The following is an 18123-nucleotide window of genomic DNA, read 5'->3' on the forward strand; positions in this document are numbered from 1 at the left end:
TCAGAACCTTCTGGTTTTTCATCCTCTTTCAGTCAGTTAGCCTAAAATGGTTAGGTCGATAACGAAATTCAACTGAGAGCAGGGGAAAACACCATGCAAAATAAATTACTGATCGCTTCCGTTCTGGCTGCCACGACAATGTTCACCGTTGCGGGCTGTTCGTCTAATCAGGCCGTAAAAACCACCGATGGCAAAACCATTGTCACCGACGGCAAACCTCAGGTGGATGACGATACCGGTCTGGTGTCGTACAAAAACGCCGAAACCGGTCAAACCGAGCAGATCAACCGTGACCAGGTGAAATCCATGGGCGAGCTGGATAACTAATTCAGAATTCTGACGTAAGCCCGTCAATAATATTCACTATTAGCCTGTTGAATTACTGACTACACTCTTTTGTTAAAAGAAAGCAGTAACAACAGGCTAATCAATGATTCTGATAATTTATGCCCATCCTTATCCGCAGCACTCGCATGCGAATAAGCGGATGCTTGAGCAGGTAAGGACGCTTGATAACGTAGAGATACGTTCCCTCTATCAACTCTATCCCGATTTTAATATCGATATCGCCGCCGAACAGGAGGCACTTTCCCGTGCCGATCTGATTATCTGGCAGCATCCGATGCAGTGGTACAGCACGCCTCCGCTCCTGAAGCTGTGGATTGATAAAGTCTTCTCCCACGGCTGGGCGTACGGCCACAACGGCAATGCGCTAAAAGGAAAAAGCCTGATGTGGGCGGTCACCACCGGCGGTGGGGAAAGCCATTTTGATATCGGTTCCTTCCCGGGTTTTGACGTCCTGGCGCAGCCGCTGCAGGCGACCGCGCTCTATTGCGGTCTGAACTGGCTCCCGCCGTTTGCGATGCACTGCACGTTTGTTTGCGACGATGAAACGCTGCAGGCGCAGGCTCGCCATTATAAACAACGCTTACTTGAGTGGCAGGAGACGCACCATGGATAGCCATACGCTGATACAGGCGCTGATTTACCTCGGCGCGGCGGCGCTGATTGTGCCCGTGGCGGTCCGCCTGGGGCTGGGCTCGGTGCTTGGCTACCTGATTGCGGGCTGCGTCATTGGGCCGTGGGGCTTTAGACTGGTCACGGATGCCGAGGCGATTCTCCATTTCGCTGAAATTGGCGTGGTGCTGATGCTGTTTGTGATTGGCCTGGAGCTCGACCCGCAGCGGCTGTGGAAGCTTCGCGCCTCGGTATTTGGCGGCGGAGCGCTGCAGATGGTGGCCTGCGGCCTGCTGCTGGGCGGGTTCTGCATCCTGTTAGGAATGGACTGGAAAGTGGCAGAGCTCATCGGCATGACGCTGGCGCTCTCCTCAACGGCCATTGCCATGCAGGCGATGAACGAGCGAAATCTGACGGTCTCCCAGATGGGACGCAGCGCGTTCTCCGTGCTGCTGTTCCAGGACATTGCCGCTATCCCGCTGGTGGCGATGATCCCGCTGCTGGCGGCCAGTGGTTCCTCTACCACGCTGGGCGCTTTCGCGCTGTCGGCGCTGAAGGTGGCGGGCGCGCTGGCGCTGGTGGTGCTGCTTGGCCGCTACGTGACCCGCCCGCTGCTGAGGTTTGTCGCCCGTTCTGGCCTGCGCGAAGTGTTCAGCGCCGTGGCGCTGTTCCTGGTGTTTGGCTTCGGTCTGCTCCTGGAGGAGGCCGGGCTGTCGATGGCGATGGGGGCGTTCCTCGCAGGCGTTCTGCTGGCGAGCTCTGAATACCGTCACGCGCTGGAAAGCGATATCGAGCCGTTCAAAGGGTTGCTGCTGGGACTGTTTTTCATCGGCGTCGGGATGTCCGTCGACTTCGGCACGCTGGTGACGCATCCGCTGCGGATCGTCATCCTGCTCGTCGGCTTCCTGGTCATTAAAATGGTGATGCTGTGGCTGATTGCTCGCCCACTGAACGTGCCGGGCAGGCAGCGCCGCTGGTTCGCCGTGCTGCTGGGGCAGGGGAGTGAATTTGCGTTCGTGGTCTTTGGCGCCGCGCAGATGGCAAACGTGCTCGATCCCGAGTGGGCGAAAGCGCTGACGCTGGCGGTCGCCCTGTCGATGGCGGCGACGCCTGTGCTGCTGGTGGTACTGACGCGCCTGGAAAAATCGGACAGCGGGCAGGAGCGCGAGGCCGACGAGATCGACGAGGAGCAGCCGCGCGTCATCATCGCCGGATTTGGCCGCTACGGGCAGATCGTGGGTCGTTTACTGCTGTCGAGCGGGGTGAAAATGGTCATCCTCGATCACGACCCCGACCATGTCGATACCCTGCGTAAATTTGATATGAAGGTGTTTTACGGGGATGCAACCCGCGTCGATCTGCTGGAATCCGCCGGGGCGGCAAAAGCCGAGGTGTTGATTAACGCCATTGACGATCCGGAAACCAGCATGCAGATGGTGGAGCTGGTAAAAGAGCATTTCCCGGCGCTGACTATTATCTCCCGCGCGCGCGATGTGGATCACTACATCCGGCTGCGGCAGGCGGGCGTAGACGCGCCGGAGCGTGAAACCTTCGAAGGTGCGCTGAAGTCTGGCCGCATGGCGCTGGAAAACCTGGGACTCGGCGCGTATGAAGCACGCGAACGGGCAGACCTGTTCCGCCGCTTTAATACCGAGATGGTCGAAGAGATGGCGGCGATGGCCGGCAGTACGGCCACCGAGCGTGCGGCGGTGTTCAAACGCACCAGCGCGATGCTGACGGAAATCATTAACGAGGACCGTAACCACCTGTCGCTGATCCAGCGCCATGGCTGGCAGGGCACGGAAGAGGGCAAGCATACCGGCGATCCGGCTGACGAGCCCGAGAGTAAACCTTCCGCGTGAAGTGGAGTTGCCAGCAATATTAAAAAATTTCTTTATCTTTACCCTGCCGCCAGTCGACGAAAGATTAAGCTTTCCGTATAGTGGCGGCAATTTTTTGCATCCGGGAAATTTTCAATGATCAGTCTGATTGCAGCGCTGGCGGTGGACCGCGTTATCGGTATGGAAAATGCCATGCCGTGGAACCTGCCTGCCGATCTCGCATGGTTTAAACGTACTACGTTAAACAAGCCGGTAGTGATGGGCCGCCTGACCTGGGAGTCGATTGGTCGTCCATTGCCGGGCCGTAAGAATATCGTTATCAGCAGCCAGCCGGGCACTGACGATCGCGTCGAATGGGTAAAATCAGTAGACGAGGCGATTGCTGCATGCGGCAATGCCGAAGAGATCATGGTGATTGGCGGTGGGCGCGTGTACGAGCAGTTCCTGCCAAAAGCGCAGAAGCTGTATCTGACCCACATTGATGCAGAAGTGGAAGGGGATACTCATTTCCCGGACTACGATCCGGACGAGTGGGAATCGGTATTCAGCGAATTCCACGACGCGGATGCACAGAACTCCCACAGCTACTGCTTCGAGATTCTGGAACGTCGTTAAGTGATTTCCCTCTCCCGGCCGGGAGAGGGAATTACGTATCAGGAGGCAACGGCCTCGCTTTCCCCCAGGTCCAGCTGTCGGTTGGACGGCTGCACAAAGTAAGCTTTATCTTCCCAGCGTAAGCAGGTTAACTCTCCGCCCCAGCAGCATCCGGTATCCAGACCGTAAATCCCTTCCGGTGTTCCTTTTCCTTCCAGTGCAGCCCAGTGGCCAAATACCACGCTGTACTCGCTTGTCACCGGTCCCGGAATGGCAAACCACGGTTTCAGCGGAGCGGGCGCGCTTTCCGGCGTCTCTTTGGAATACATATCCAGCTGTCCGTTCGGGAAGCAGAAGCGCATGCGGGTGAACGCGTTGGTGATAAAGCGCAGACGGGCCAGACCGCTGAGATCCTCGCTCCAGTGGTTCGGCATATCGCCGTACATGGCATCGAGGAAGAAAGGATACGAGTCGCTTGCCAGCACCGCCTCAACGTCACGCGCGCAGGTTTTCGCCGTCTCAAGATCCCATTGCGGGGTGATCCCGGCATGCGCCATGACCAGCTTTTTCTCTTCGTCGATCTGCAGCAGGGGCTGACGGCGCAGCCAGTTAATCAGATCGTCCGCGTCCGGCGCATCCAGCAGTGGGGTGAGGCGATCTTTAGGTTTGTTGCGGCTGATCCCGGCGAAAACCGCCAGCAGATGCAGATCGTGATTGCCCAGCACCATGCGGACGCTGTCGCCCAGCGATTTGACGAAACGTAATACTTCAAGGGAGCCGGGGCCACGCGCGACTAAATCGCCCGTCAGCCAGAGCGTGTCCTGTCCTGGCGTAAAGTCGACCTGTTTTAATAATGCGATCAGTTCATCGTAGCAACCGTGAACGTCGCCAATCAGATATGTAGACATTAGATTAATGAATGAGTGTGGTTACGGCGAGACGGAACACAGGAATGGCAACGCGGAAATCATTGCCATCAACGTCGACCATTTCATAATGGCCCTGCATGGTACCCATCGGCGTTTCAATCACCGCGCCGCTGGTGTACTGGTACTCTTCGCCAGGGGCGATGTGGGGCTGTTCACCGACCACACCTTCGCCCTGAACTTCGATTTCGCGGCCATTGCCGTTAGTGATAAGCCAGTAGCGCCCGCGCAGCTGCACGGGCATCCGCCCCAGATTGCGAATGGTCACGGTGTAAGCGAAAACAAAACGTTCTTCGTCCGGTGAGGACTGTGATTCAACATAGACGCTTTGTACATGGACACATACGCGGGGCGAATCAATCATGGCTTAACTCTCCTTCGGCGGCGCATTATCGCTGATGTAATTAGCCAGCTTGCAGTACTGCTCTACGGAAATGTTCTCCGCACGCATTGCCGGGTCGATCCCCAGCTCGGCTAACACCTCAACGGTAAACGAATTGCTCAGGCTGTTACGGATCGTTTTACGGCGCTGGTTAAAGGCTTCTGTGGTAATGCGGCTCAGTACGCGCAGATCTTTAACCGGATACGGTTTCGTCTTGTGCGGCACAAGGCGCACAACCGCTGAATCCACTTTTGGTGGTGGTGTGAACGCTGACGGCGGTACTTCGAGTACCGGGATCACGTTGCAGTAATACTGTGCCATCACGCTTAAACGACCATACGCTTTACTGTTCGGGCCTGCAACCAGACGGTTAACAACCTCTTTTTGCAACATGAAGTGCATGTCGGCAATGGCATCAGTATAGCTAAAGAGGTGGAACATGAGCGGCGTGGAGATGTTGTACGGCAGGTTGCCGAACACGCGCAGCGGCTGGCCCATTTTTTCGGACAGTTCGCCAAAGTTCATGGTCATGGCGTCCTGCTGATAGATGGTCAGCTTCGGCCCAAGGAACGGGTGCGTTTGCAGGCGTGCGGCCAGATCGCGGTCCAGTTCGATGACGGTCAGCTCGTCGAGGCGTTCGCCTACCGGCTCGGTCAGCGCGGCAAGGCCCGGGCCGATTTCGACCATCGCCTGGCCTTTTTGCGGATTAATAGCCGAGACAATGCTTTCGATCACGAACTGATCGTTAAGGAAGTTTTGCCCGAAACGTTTACGGGCTAAGTGGCCCTGATGGACTCGATTAGTCATTGAGTATTAACAATCATTTTGATGGCGAGATTAAGCGCCGTAATAAAACTGCCGACATCCGCTTTCCCCTGGCCTGCCAGATCCAGCGCAGTACCGTGGTCAACGGACGTTCGAATAAAGGGTAAACCGAGGGTGATATTCACCCCGCGGCCAAAGCCCTGGTATTTTAGCACGGGCAGGCCCTGATCGTGGTACATCGCGAGCACGGCGTCGGCATTATCCAGGTATTTCGGCTGGAAAAGGGTATCTGCAGGCAGCGGCCCGCTGAGGTTCATCCCCTTCGCCCGCATTTCGTTGAGTACCGGAATGATGGTGTCGATCTCTTCGGTGCCCATGTGCCCGCCTTCACCGGCATGTGGATTCAGGCCGCAGACCAGCACGTGCGGCTGCGGGATCCCAAACTTTGTCTGCAGATCGTGATGCAAAATCCCGATGATCTCGCGCAGGAGTTCAGGGGTGATCGCATCAGGAATGGCTTTGATCGGCAGATGGGTGGTCACCAGCGCAACGCGCATCTCCTCCGTCGCCAGCATCATCACCACTTTCGGGCTGTGCGAGCGCTCTTCGAAGAACTCCGTATGCCCGGTAAAGGGTATACCCGCTTCGTTGATGACGCCTTTGTGGACGGGGCCGGTGATCAGGGCGGCAAATTCGCCCTTCAGGCAACCGTCGCAGGCGCGCGCCAGGGTTTCAACGACATAGTGGCCGTTTTCCGTGCTGAGCTGGCCCGGTATGACCGGCGTACGAAGGGGAACTGAAAGAAGGGTGAGGGTACCGGCTTGCTGCGGTGCTGGCTGTTGGCCTTCAACGTAAGGGATGAGCGTTAAAGGCAGACCGAGCAGCGTTGCCCGGTCTTGTAACAGTGTTGCATCGGCGCAGACAACCAGCTCTACCGGCCAGCTGCGCTGGGCGAGCTGGACAACGAGGTCAGGCCCAATCCCGGCGGGTTCGCCGGGCGTGATAACAACACGATGCTGTTTCATTAGTTGCTCAGAACTTTCACGTAAGCGCTGGCGCGTTGTTCTTGCATCCAGGTTGCGGCTTCTTCAGAGAACTTACGGTTAAACAGCATACGGTAGGCTCTGTCTTTCTGTGCCGCATCCGTTTTATCAACGTTACGGGTGTCCATCAGCTCGATCAGATGCCAGCCAAATGAAGAGTGGACCGGCGTGCTGATCTGGCCTTTATTCAGCTTCATCAACGCGTCGCGGAAGGCAGGATCGTAAATATCCGCAGCCGCCCAGCCCAGATCGCCGCCCTGGTTAGCAGAGCCTGGATCCTGAGAGAACTCTTTTGCTGCCTTCGCAAATGAGGTTTTACCGCTCTTAATGTCAGCTGCGATCTGTTCCAGCTTCACACGCGCCTGATCGTCAGTCATGATCGGTGACGGTTTCAGAAGTATGTGGCGAGCGTGAACTTCGGTGACGGAGATATTTTGGCTCTGGCCGCGCAGATCGTTCACCTTCAGAATGTGGAAGCCCACGCCTGAACGGATAGGACCAACGATATCCCCTTTCTTCGCCGTGCTCAGCGCCTGGGCAAAGATAGATGGCAGCTCCTGAATACGTCCCCAGCCCATCTGGCCGCCTTTCAGCGCCTGTTGGTCAGCGGAGTAGGTGATTGCCAGCTTGCCAAAGTCGCCGCCGTTACGCGCCTGTTCAACAATCGAACGCGCCTGGCTTTCTGCTTCCGCAGCCTGATCGGACGTTGGGTTCTCTGGCAGTGGGATCAGAATGTGGCTCAGGTTCAGCTCTGTGCTCGCATCGTTCTGGTTGCCCACCTGTTTTGCCAGCGCGTCCACTTCCTGAGGCAGGATGGTGACGCGGCGACGCACTTCGTTGTTACGCACTTCCGAAATCAGCATCTCTTTACGGATCTGGTTACGGTAGGTGGCGTAGCTGATGCCGTCATAGGCCAGACGGCTGCGCATCTGGTCTAAAGACATATTGTTCTGCTTCGCGATGTTAGCGATCGCCTGATCGAGCTGCTCGTCAGTGATCTTCACACCCATTTTCTGCCCCATCTGCAGAACGATCTGATCCATGATCAGACGCTCCAGGATCTGGTGGCGCAGCGTGGCGTCATCAGGAAGCTGTTGACCGGCTTCGCCCGAGTTGAGCTTCACCGATTTCATCAGACCGTCAACGTCACTTTCAAGCACGACGCCGTTGTTAACCACAGCAGCGACTTTATCAACAACCGGGGGGGCGGCGAAGCTGGTATTCGCAACCATAGCGACACCGAGCAGCAGCGTTTTCCAGTTCTTCATACTTTTTCCATTTCAATTAACCGCAAAGCGGATTACGTTGCAAATCAAGCACATTACAAGGCGCTACTGTACGGCAGAATATTCGAGCGCAGCATTTTCTGCGTACCCAGACCGTAGTTGGAACTCAGGCCGCGTAACTCGAAGTTAAAGCCAATCACGTTATCGTATTTGCTCTGATTGTTTTCACTGTTCCAGCCGTTAAGCTTGCGTTCGTAGCCGACACGCAGCGCGTAACAGCAGGAGTTATATTGCAGACCCACCATCTGGTCAGCAGGTTTATTAGCGTTAGTGTCAAAGTAGTAAGCGCCTACGATTGACCAGCGGTCGGCGATTGGCCAGCTCGCTGCGCCACCCACCTGCGAAATACCGTCTTTATACTGCTCTGCAGTACCATAGTTTGGTAACGTCGCCTGAATATATTCCGGGCTGGCATAACGATAGGTCAACTGCACCATCCGATCTTCATCCCGGCGGTACTCAATCGACGCCGTACTGTTGGCGATATTGTCGAGACGGGTGTCATATTGCACGCCACCGCGAAGACCCCAACGATCGGTCATACGCCAGTAGGTATCACCAGCCCAAATCAGCGAACCTGTCTTGTTATCTTTCTCCCACTTAATATTGTCATCGCCCGTGCGAGACTCGGTGAAATAGTAGATTTGACCAACAGAAACGTTAAAACGTTCAACGGCAGCGTCATCATAAACGCGTGATGTGACCCCGGTCGTTAACTGGTTCGCTGAGGCGATGCGGTCAAGGCCACCGTAGGTACGGTCGCGGAACAGGCCGCTGTAATCAGATTGCAGTAAAGAGGAGTCATAGTTATTGATGTTGCTCTGATCGCGATAAGGCACGTACAGGTACTGCATACGTGGCTCCAGCGTCTGGGTATAGCCATCCGCCAGAAGTCCCATATTGCGTTCGAAGATCAGCTTACCGTCCATTTTGAACTGTGGAAGCGTACGGTTTACGCTTTCCTCAAGATGAGCGTTGTTGCTGGTGTTGTAATCATCAATATTTTTTTGCTGATAGTGTGTCGCCATCAGCTTGGCTTCCGTGTTCAGGCTTGCCCAGTCATTCGACCATGGCAAGTTGATGACGGGCTCCAGGTGAACTCGGGTGGCTTCCGGCATATTGGAATTGGTGTTTACAAAATGCACCGCCTGACCATAAATACGGGTGTCGAACGGACCCACGTCATTCTGGTACCAGTTAACGTCCAGCTGCGGCTCGGCACCATAGGTACTCGCGGTCTGGCTGGAGAACACCTGGAACTGCTTGTTGGTTACCGTCGCATCGAAGTTCTGCACCGCATAGCCAACGCTGAAGATCTGCGTGGCATAACCGTCGGTACTCGAACCGTATTTTGACGAGAAATCGTTGAAGTAGTTCGGGTCACTGACCTTGGTGTAGTTAACGTTAAAACGCCAGACCTGATCCATTACCCCGGAATGCTGCCAGAAATACATCCAACGGTGTTTATCGCCTTCGGTCGGATGCTCGTCCTGGAAGACTTTATCCGACGGCAGATAATCCAGCTCCATCAGACCCGCACCGGCGTGGGTCAGATAGCGGAACTCGTTCTCCCACATGATGTTGCCGCGCTTGTGAATATAGTGCGGCGTGATCGTCGCATCCATGTTTGGCGCGATGTTCCAGTAATACGGCAGGTAGAACTCAAAGTAGTTCGTGGTGCTGTATTTGGCATTCGGGATCAGGAAACCGGAGCGACGTTTGTCACCCACGGGAAGCTGCAGATAAGGGCTGTAGAATATGGGCACCGGACCCAGCTTAAAGCGGGCGTTCCAGATCTCTGCCACCTGTTCTTCGCGGTCATGGATAACTTCGCTACCGACCACGCTCCAGGTATTGGAACCCGGCAGACATGACGTGAACGTACCGTTTTCCAGGATCGTATAGCGGTTTTCGCCGCGCTGTTTCATCAGGTCTGCGTCGCCGCGCCCCTGGCGACCCACCATCTGGTAATCACCTTTCCAGACGTTAGTATCTTTAGTATTCAGGTTTGACCAGGCTTTCGGACCTTTCAGGATGACCTGATTGTCGTCATAGTGCACATTACCCAGCGCATCCACCGTTCGTACCGGCTCGGCCGCACCTTCCGGCTGCTTCTGGTGCAATTGCACTTCATCTGCCTGCAGGCGGCTATTGCCCTGGTTAATATCGACATTGCCCGTAAACGTGGCATTGTCAGGGTAAGTCCCTTTCGAACTGTCGGCAGTAATGGTTACCGGCAAGCTATTTGTATCGCCACTCACCAGTGGGCGATTATAACTTGGAACGCCAAGCATACACTGCGAGGCGAGATCGGCCGCCAGCCCCTGTTGACTGTACAGGGCGGAGCCAATCATTGTGGCCAGGAGGGTGGGGATACGTTTTTTCATACGTTGTATTTTATTGTTCCGTCATCAGTGGCTACGGCTTACAAACGCTCAGAGACTATCTTACTCATCTGCGCAGTACCAGCGTTAATCCTGCCCGTTTGCGTGCCAGAGTGTTAGGCTCGCTATCGAATGACGAGTATGATAAAGCAAATTATAGGCGATGTCCTTCAATTGACCGTGACTTGAACACAGTGATGATGACGTTGCGTCGGCAAGGAATATGACTATCCGGGGAGTATATGCAGTATTGGGGTAAAATAATCGGCGTTGCGTTCGCCATCATCATGGGTGCCGGGTTCTGGGGGATTGTGCTTGGGCTTATTATCGGCCATATGTTTGATAAGGCGCGCAGCCGCAAAATGGCCTGGTTTGCCAATCAGCGCGAGCGTCAGTCACTCTTTTTCTCCACCACCTTTGAGGTCATGGGGCACTTAACCAAATCCAAAGGGCGTGTCACAGAAGCCGATATTCAGATTGCCAGCGTCTTTATGGATCGCATGAATCTGCACGGCGACTCCCGTCTGGAAGCGCAAAATGCGTTTCGCATCGGTAAGTCGGATAATTATCCGCTTCGCGAAAAAATGCGTCAGTTCCGCAGCATCTGCTTTGGACGTTTTGATTTAATTCGGATGTTTCTGGAAATTCAAATCCAGGCGGCTTTCGCAGACGGTTCACTTCACCCTAATGAACGTGACGTGCTGTACGTCATTGCGGAAGAGCTGGGCATCTCCCGCATGCAGTTCGACCAGTTCCTGCGCATGATGCAGGGCGGGGCGCAGTTTGGCGGCGGCTATCACCAGCAGTCGTCCGGCGGTGCCTGGCAGCAGGCGCAGCGTGGTCCGACGCTGGAAGACGCCTGCAACGTGCTTGGCGTTAAGCCCTCTGACGATCAGACCACGATTAAACGTGCCTATCGTAAGCTCATGAGCGAACACCATCCGGACAAACTGGTCGCGAAAGGCTTACCGCCAGAGATGATGGAGATGGCGAAGCAAAAAGCGCAGGAAATCCAGAAGGCGTACGAGCTCATTAAAGAGAAGAAAGGTTTCAAATAAAAAAAGCCCGACGATGTCGGGCTTTTTTTTTAGAAGTCCACCGGGGCTTTAAACGTCATCGCGTTACCGAAGGCCGGATGGGTGATGGTGAGCGTCTGCGCGTGCAGCTGCAGACGTGGCGCTAAGGCCAGCGCTTCAGGCGGCGCGTAGAAGCGGTCGCCCAGAATCGGATGACCCAGGGCGAGCATATGCACGCGCAGCTGGTGCGAACGTCCGGTAATCGGCTTAAGCAGGACGCGCGCGGTATTATCCGGCGCGTACTCCAGCACTTCGTACTCGGTCTGCGCGGCCTTGCCGGTTTCGTAACACACCTTCTGCTTAGGCCGGTTTGGCCAGTCGCAGATCAGCGGTAAATCTACCAGCCCTTCCGCCTGCGCGGGGTGGCCCCAGACGCGGGCGACATACTGCTTTTTCGGCTCGCGCTCGCGGAACTGGCGCTTTAACTCGCGTTCCGCCGCTTTGTTCAGCGCCACCACAATCACGCCGCTGGTGGCCATATCCAGGCGATGGACAGACTCCGCCTGCGGATAATCGCGCTGAATGCGCATCATCACGCTGTCCTTGTGCTCGTCCAGACGCCCCGGCACGGACAACAGGCCGCTGGGCTTGTTGACCACCATAATGTGTTCATCCTGATACAGAATGACCAGCCAGGGATCCTGCGGCGGATTGTAAGGCTCCATCACCATCTTGCGCTCCGTTTACTGATGCGTCACAACGATAAGACGCAGGGCATCCAGACGCCAGCCAGCCTGATTCAGGCTTTCCAGCACCTGCTGACGGTTGCTTTCAATCGCCGCCAGCTCGTCGTCGCGGATGTTCGGGTTGACGGCTTTTAACGCTTCCAGACGGGACAGCTCCGCAGACAGTTTCTCGTCGGCTTCACTGCGCGCGGCGTCAATCAGCGCTCTGGCCGCTTTTTCAATCTGGGTTTCGCCCAGTTGCAGAATAGCGTGCACATCCTGCTGTACCGCGTTCACCAGCTTGCTGCCCGTGTGGCGGTTTACCGCGCTCAGCTGTCGGTTGAAACTCTCGAATTCAACCTGTCCCGCCAGGTTCGTGCCGTTTTTGTCCAGCAGCAGGCGGACGGGCGTTGGCGGCAGGAAGCGGGTGAGCTGCAGCTGTTTCGGCGCCTGCGCTTCCACAACGTAGATCAGCTCCACCAGCAGGGTGCCCACCGGCAGCGCCTTGTTTTTCAACAGGGAGATGGTGCTGCTGCCGGTATCGCCGGAGAGGATCAGGTCCAGCCCGTTGCGGATCAGCGGGTGTTCCCAGGTGATAAACTGGGCATCTTCGCGGGACAGCGCCACATCACGCTCAAAGGTGATGGTACAGCCATCTTCCGGCAGGCCCGGGAAATCCGGAACCAGCATGTGATCGGACGGGGTCAGGACAATCAGGTTCTCGCCGCGGTCGTCCTGGTTGATGCCGACGATGTCGAACAGGTTCATGGAGAAGCTGATGAGGCTGGTGTCATCATCCTGTTCTTCAATACTCTCAGCCAGCGCCTGCGCTTTTTCACCGCCGTTGGAGTGGATCTCCAGCAGGCGGTCGCGGCCCTGCTCCAGCTGCGCTTTCAGCGCATCGTGCTTCTCACGGCAGGACTTGATCAGCTCATCAAACCCTTCCGCGTTTTCCGGCGTGGCCAGGTAGCCGATCAGATCGCCATGCACTTGATCATAAATGGTGCGGCCCGTCGGGCAGGTATGTTCAAATGCGTCCAGACCTTCGTGGAACCAGCGTACCAGCACGGACTGCGCGGTTTTTTCCAGATACGGCACGTGGATCTGAATATCATGCGCCTGGCCGATACGATCCAGACGGCCGATACGCTGCTCCAGCAGATCCGGGTTAAACGGCAGATCGAACATCACCAGGTTGCTGGCGAACTGGAAGTTACGGCCTTCAGAGCCAATTTCCGAGCACAGCAGAACCTGTGCGCCGCTGTCCTCTTCTCCGAACCACGCCGCGGCGCGGTCGCGCTCGACGATGGACATGCCTTCGTGGAACACGGCGGCGCGAATGCCTTCACGCTCGCGCAGAACCTGCTCCAGCTGCAGCGCGGTGGCCGCTTTGGCGCAGATCACCAGCACTTTCTGGGAGCGGTGCGCGGTCAGGTAGCCCATCAGCCACTCCACGCGCGGATCGAAGTTCCACCAGGTGCCGGTATCGCCTTCAAATTCCTGGTAGATTTGTTCCGGATAAAGCATGTCGCGGGCGCGCTCTTCCTGGGTTTTGCGCGCACCCATAATGCCGGAGACTTTAATCGCCGTCTGATACTGTGTCGGCAGCGGCAGCTTAATCGTATGCAGCTCGCGTTTCGGGAAGCCTTTGACGCCGTTACGGGTGTTACGGAACAGCACGCGGCTGGTGCCGTGGCGGTCCATCAGCATGTCGATCAGCTCTTTACGCGCGGATTCCGCGTTGTCGCTGTCGCTGTTCGCAGCCTGCAAAAGCGGCTCGATATCCTGCTCGCCAATCAGATCGCTCAGGGTGTTGAGCTCGTCATCAGAAAGACGCTTGCCCGCCAGCAGCATGGCGACGGCATCCGCGACCGGACGGTAGTTATTCTGTTCTTCCACGAACTGCGCAAAGTCGTGGAAACGGTTTGGATCGAGCAGGCGCAGACGGGCGAAGTGGCTTTCCAGACCCAGCTGCTCCGGCGTTGCGGTCAGCAGCAGGACGCCAGGCACGCGCTCGGCAAGCTGCTCGATAGCCATATATTCGCGGCTCGGCGCGTCTTCGCTCCAGACCAGGTGGTGCGCTTCGTCAACAACCATAATGTCCCACTCGGCATCGCACAGGTGCTCAAGACGCTGCTTGCTGCGGCGCACGAAGTCCAGGGAACAAATCACCAGCTGTTCGGTTTCAAACGGGTTGTCGGCGTCGTGCTGCGCTTCGGCATAGCGTTCATCGTCGAACAGGGAGAAACGCAGGTTAAAGCGGCGCAGCATCTCAACCAGCCACTGGTGCTGCAGGGTTTCTGGCACCACGATCAGCACGCGTTCGGCAGCGCCGGAAAGCAGCTGTTGATGCAGGATCATGCCCGCTTCGATGGTTTTACCCAGGCCCACTTCATCTGCCAGCAGCACGCGCGGCGCGTGGCGACGGCCCACGTCGTGGGCGATGTTCAGCTGGTGGGGGATCAGGCTGGTGCGCTGGCCGCGCAGGCCGCTCCACGGCATGCGGTACTGTTCACTCTGGAACTTACGCGCGCGATAGCGCAGGGAGAAGCGATCCATACGGTCGATTTGCCCGGCAAACAGGCGGTCCTGCGGCTTGCTGAACACCAGTTTGCTGTCGAGCAGCACTTCACGCAGGATGACATTGGCTTCATCCGTATCAAGACGAGTACCAATGTAGGCGAGCAGTCCATTCTCTTCTTTTACGTCTTCAATCTTGAGCTGCCAGCCGTCATGGCTGGTCACGGTGTCACCCGGATTAAACATCACGCGGGTAACAGGGGAGTCATTGCGAGCGTACAGACGGTTTTCACCGGTGGCAGGGAAGAGGAGGGTAACCATACGCGTATCGATTGCTACGACGGTTCCTAGTCCAAGTTCGCTTTCTGTATCGCTGATCCAGCGTTGACCAAGTGTAAAAGGCATAGTTGTTCGGCTCTAATCTTTAATTGCAGGCAATAGTTCGGCTACCGTCAAAAAAGACGGTCAACGAAAAATGGGTCCAGGAATGGAAAGGGCGCTATGGTACTGGATGGCAGCCATTTCGTCACGCGTCAAAATAGGCCAAGTTGCCCTGTAACCAGTGTAGCAAAATCATCGTCGATGAAGGGCAAAATTCCGTCGGCAACCGGCTGAAGCTGGCGCGTCAGATAATGTTCGTAATCCAGCGGAGAGTGCTGATAATCCACGGGTTCCGGGCCGCTAATGGTCCAGACGTATTTGATGGTTCCCCGGTTTTGATACTGCGGCGCACGGCCACGGCGTACGTTTTCTTCATCCGCCAGGCGCGCGGCGCGTACGTGCGGAGGAACGTTGCGCTGGTACTCCGCGAGCGGGCGGCGCAGGCGCTTGCGGTACACCAGCTGCGCGTCAAGTTCGCCCGCCATCAGGCTGGCTATCGTCTCGCGCACGTAGTCCTGATACGGCTCATTGCGAAACACCCGCAGATAGAGCGTCTGCTGGAACTGCTGCGCCAGCGGCGTCCAGTCGGTACGTACCGTCTCCAGCCCTTTAAAAACCATCCGCTGCGCGTCGCCTTCCTGAATCAGCCCGGCGTAGCGCTTCTTGCTGCCCTGATCGGTGCCGCGAATGGTGGGCATTAAAAAGCGGGCGAAATGGGTTTCAAATTCCAGCTCCAGCGCGCTGGTTAACCGCTCTTTCTGCAAATGTTCCTGCCACCAGTCGTTCACGAAGGCGACCAGCGCGTTGCCGATTTGCGCGGCGTCGTCTTCTGAATGCGCGCCCTTAAGCCACACAAAGGTGGAGTCCGTGTCGCCGTAGATGACGTCATAGCCCCGGGACTCAATCAGCGCTTTGGTCTGGCGCATGATCTCGTGCCCGCGCATGGTGATCGAGGAGGCCAGACGCGGGTCAAAGAAGCGGCAGGCGCTGGTGCCCAGCACGCCGTAAAAGGCATTCATAATGATTTTCAGCGCCTGTGATAGCGGCTTGTTGCCGTGGCGCTTGGCCTCATCGCGGCCGTGCCAGATGTTTCCCACGATTTCAGGCAGGCAGTGTTTTTCTCGCGAGAAGCGTGCGCCGAGGAAACCTTCGGTGCTGTGCTCATCGTCCGGCTGGGCCATGCCCTCAACCAGCCCGACGGGATCGATCAGAAAGGTGCGGATAATCGACGGGTAGAGGCTTTTATAGTCCAGCACCAGCACCGAGTCATACAAACCTGGCCGGGAGTCCATCACGTACCCGCCGGGGCTCGCCTGCGGCGGTACGTCCCCGAGGTTGGGGGCGACGTATCCCGCCCGGTGCATGCGCGGAAAATAGAGGTGGCTAAAGGCCGCCACGGAGCCGCCGTGCCTGTCTGCCGCCAGGCCGTTTACCGTCGCGCGCTCCAGCAGGAACGGCATAATCTCGGTTTTGTGGAAAATCTGCGTGACCAGCTCGCAGTCTTTCAGGTTATAGGTGGCAAGCGCCGGTTTATCTTCATTAAAGCGCCGGTCGATCTCGTCCATTCTGTCCCAGGGGTTGTCGATGGATTTGCCTTCGCCAAGCAGCTCCTGTGCGACCGCTTCGAGGGAGAATGAAGAGAAATTCCAGAAGGCGGACTTAAGCGCCTCAATGCCGTCGATAATCAGGCGACCGTTGGCCTGCGCGAAAAAAACACCGTTCTTAAAACCATGTTCGCGCCATTCCAGCTCGCTGTTTCCGCGCCCCAGCATCAGCGGGATGCGGTAGCGCTCGGCGTGCTTTTGCAGCACGCGCAGGTCGAACTGCACCACGTTCCAGCCGATCAGAACATCGGGATCGTTGTCGGCAAACCACTGGTTAAGTTTCTCCAGCAGCTGCGGGCGGCTGTTGACGTACTCAAGCCGGAAATCCAGCGCGGACGCATCGCCATTCGGTGGCCCGAGCATATAGACAACCCGATCGCCGCAGCCTTCCAGACCGATGCAGTACAGTTCGCCGTGACGGGTGGTTTCGATATCCAGGGAGACCCACTTCAGCGGCGGGCGGTAGTGCGGGTTCGGCTTCAGGCGCGCGTTAACGAGGCTGCCGCTATGCTCGGTGCCGTCGACCCAGACGGGGGCGGTAATAAACCGCTCCATCAGAAAGCGTTCCGGTGGGCGGATATCCGCCTCGTAGAGCGTCACGCCCGCCTCGCGGAGCAGCTTTTCATAGCGCATCAGCTGGCGATGGGCGCGACAGTAGAGGCCGTAAACCGGCTGACGGTGGAAATCCTTCAGCTCAAGCGGGGTGATGCGCCAGCCGTTTTCGCCGCGCAGCAGCTGCTTTACCTTTTCGACGTGGGCTTCAGGAATAAAGGCCACGGATTCCTGCGGGGGCAGCGTAACGTGCAGCGGACCGCTGTCGGTTGCCAGCCAGAACGCGACCTCGGTGCCCTGAGGGGTATCCCGCCAGTGTCGGGTCAGTAAAAAGCCTTCTTGCGCCTGCGCCACGCCGTTATCCCAGAAAACAAAACCAGGCCTGATTATAGCCTGGTTAAGATTTTAATGCTGGGTTTATATACAGTTTACTGCCCGTAATAGGCCTTCGCGCCGTGCTTGCGCAGGTAATGCTTATCCAGCAGGGTTTGCTGCATATCCGGCAGCTGCGGCGCCAGCTGGCGACAGAAGATCCCCATATAGGCGACCTCTTCGAGCACGATGGCGTTATGCACCGCGTCTTCCGCGTTTTTACCCCAGGCAAACGGGCCGTGGGAGTGCACCAGCACGCCGGGCATCTGCGCGGCGTCGATCCCCTGTTTTTCGAAGGTTTCGACAATCACGTTGCCTGTTTCCCACTCATATTCGCCGTTAATCTCGGCGTCGGTCATCAGACGCGTGCAGGGAATGGTGCCGTAAAAGTAGTCCGCGTGCGTGGTGCCGGTCGCCGGGATGGACTGGCCCGCCTGCGCCCAGATGGTGGCGTGGCGCGAATGGGTATGCACGATGCCGCCGATGGTCGGGAATGACCGATACAGCAGGCGGTGAGTCGGCGTATCGGAGGACGGTTTTTTCTTACCTTCGACCACTTCGCCGGTCTTAAGGCTGACAACGACCATATCGTCTGCGGTCATCACCGTGTAATCCACGCCGGAAGGCTTAATCACGAACACGCCTTTTTCGCGGTCAACGGCGCTGACGTTGCCCCATGTCAGGGTGACGAGATTATGTTTCGGCAGCGCCAGGTTGGCTTCGAGAACCTGACGTTTGAGATCGTCTAACATCGTTATCTCCCTGCCCGGTGTGC

Annotated in this window: 15 protein-coding genes; 5 read left to right on the plus strand and 10 right to left on the minus strand. The window is 56.9% G+C overall.

From position 1 onward, the window contains the following. Window positions 1-93: 93 nt before the first annotated feature. The 4 genes from HB664_RS06625 (at window position 94) to folA (ending at window position 3413) form a co-directional block, all read left to right on the plus strand. Window positions 94-327 (plus strand): YgdI/YgdR family lipoprotein, encoded by a 234-nt coding sequence (locus HB664_RS06625; protein WP_023310357.1) that lies wholly within the window; start codon window positions 94-96, stop codon window positions 325-327. Window positions 328-430: 103 nt separating this feature from the next. Beyond that, entirely contained in the window at window positions 431-961 is a 531-nt protein-coding gene (gene kefF / locus HB664_RS06630) for a glutathione-regulated potassium-efflux system oxidoreductase KefF (protein WP_023310358.1), read from the plus strand. Next, window positions 954-2819 (plus strand): glutathione-regulated potassium-efflux system protein KefC, encoded by a 1866-nt coding sequence (gene kefC, locus HB664_RS06635; RefSeq protein ID WP_033144606.1) that lies wholly within the window; start codon window positions 954-956, stop codon window positions 2817-2819. The genes kefF and kefC overlap by 8 nt, the downstream gene beginning before the upstream one ends. 114 nt (window positions 2820-2933) lie before the next feature. Then, on the plus strand, window positions 2934-3413 hold the full coding sequence (folA, locus tag HB664_RS06640; protein ID WP_008502023.1) for a type 3 dihydrofolate reductase: 480 nt from the start codon (window positions 2934-2936) through the stop codon (window positions 3411-3413). A gap of 38 nt (window positions 3414-3451) precedes the next feature. Here the strand turns inward: folA and apaH are convergent, their stop codons facing one another. From apaH to lptD, 6 genes are read right to left on the minus strand one after another with little or no spacing between them, the layout of a single operon-like run. Continuing rightward, window positions 3452-4300 (minus strand): bis(5'-nucleosyl)-tetraphosphatase (symmetrical) ApaH, encoded by an 849-nt coding sequence (apaH, locus tag HB664_RS06645; RefSeq protein WP_023310360.1) that lies wholly within the window; start codon window positions 4298-4300, stop codon window positions 3452-3454. 4 nt (window positions 4301-4304) lie between these two features. Further along, window positions 4305-4682: a Co2+/Mg2+ efflux protein ApaG gene (gene apaG, locus HB664_RS06650; protein WP_023310361.1), complete on the minus strand. Its 378-nt coding sequence runs from the start codon at window positions 4680-4682 to the stop codon at window positions 4305-4307. A gap of 3 nt (window positions 4683-4685) precedes the next feature. Continuing rightward, on the minus strand, window positions 4686-5507 hold the full coding sequence (gene rsmA / locus HB664_RS06655; RefSeq protein WP_023310362.1) for a 16S rRNA (adenine(1518)-N(6)/adenine(1519)-N(6))-dimethyltransferase RsmA: 822 nt from the start codon (window positions 5505-5507) through the stop codon (window positions 4686-4688). Further along, window positions 5504-6490, minus strand: a complete 987-nt coding sequence (gene pdxA / locus HB664_RS06660; RefSeq protein WP_029740873.1) for a 4-hydroxythreonine-4-phosphate dehydrogenase PdxA — start codon at window positions 6488-6490, stop codon at window positions 5504-5506. Before pdxA ends, rsmA begins: the two co-directional genes overlap by 4 nt. Then, window positions 6490-7776, minus strand: coding sequence for a peptidylprolyl isomerase SurA (surA, locus tag HB664_RS06665; RefSeq protein ID WP_219940521.1), 1287 nt, complete (start codon window positions 7774-7776; stop codon window positions 6490-6492). The genes pdxA and surA overlap by 1 nt, the downstream gene beginning before the upstream one ends. Before the next feature lie 53 nt (window positions 7777-7829). After that, window positions 7830-10181: an LPS assembly protein LptD gene (gene lptD, locus HB664_RS06670; RefSeq protein WP_048975046.1), complete on the minus strand. Its 2352-nt coding sequence runs from the start codon at window positions 10179-10181 to the stop codon at window positions 7830-7832. Between the two features lie 239 nt (window positions 10182-10420). Here lptD and djlA point away from each other — a divergent pair, with 239 nt between their 5' ends. Beyond that, a complete protein-coding gene (djlA, locus tag HB664_RS06675) occupies window positions 10421-11236 on the plus strand; it encodes a co-chaperone DjlA (protein ID WP_008502016.1) in 816 nt (271 codons plus the stop codon). 29 nt (window positions 11237-11265) lie between these two features. Here djlA and rluA read toward each other — a convergent pair whose 3' ends face one another. The 4 genes from rluA to araD all read right to left on the minus strand — a co-directional run bounded on the left by rluA (window position 11266) and on the right by araD (window position 18100). Beyond that, window positions 11266-11925, minus strand: coding sequence for a bifunctional tRNA pseudouridine(32) synthase/23S rRNA pseudouridine(746) synthase RluA (rluA, locus tag HB664_RS06680; RefSeq protein WP_126287606.1), 660 nt, complete (start codon window positions 11923-11925; stop codon window positions 11266-11268). Window positions 11926-11937: 12 nt separating this feature from the next. After that, on the minus strand, window positions 11938-14844 hold the full coding sequence (gene rapA / locus HB664_RS06685; protein ID WP_033144610.1) for an RNA polymerase-associated protein RapA: 2907 nt from the start codon (window positions 14842-14844) through the stop codon (window positions 11938-11940). A 128-nt stretch (window positions 14845-14972) separates the two neighbouring features. Beyond that, window positions 14973-17330 carry a DNA polymerase II gene (gene polB, locus HB664_RS06690; protein ID WP_219940522.1) on the minus strand — a complete coding sequence of 786 codons (2358 nt, stop codon included), beginning with the start codon at window positions 17328-17330 and terminating at the stop codon, window positions 14973-14975. A 74-nt stretch (window positions 17331-17404) separates the two neighbouring features. Next, window positions 17405-18100 carry an L-ribulose-5-phosphate 4-epimerase gene (gene araD, locus HB664_RS06695; protein ID WP_033144612.1) on the minus strand — a complete coding sequence of 232 codons (696 nt, stop codon included), beginning with the start codon at window positions 18098-18100 and terminating at the stop codon, window positions 17405-17407. Between the last annotated feature and the right edge of the window lie 23 nt (window positions 18101-18123).

It is taken from the genome of Enterobacter sp. DNB-S2 (genome assembly GCF_019443845.1).
Classification (GTDB): Bacteria; Pseudomonadota; Gammaproteobacteria; order Enterobacterales; family Enterobacteriaceae; genus Enterobacter; species Enterobacter asburiae_B.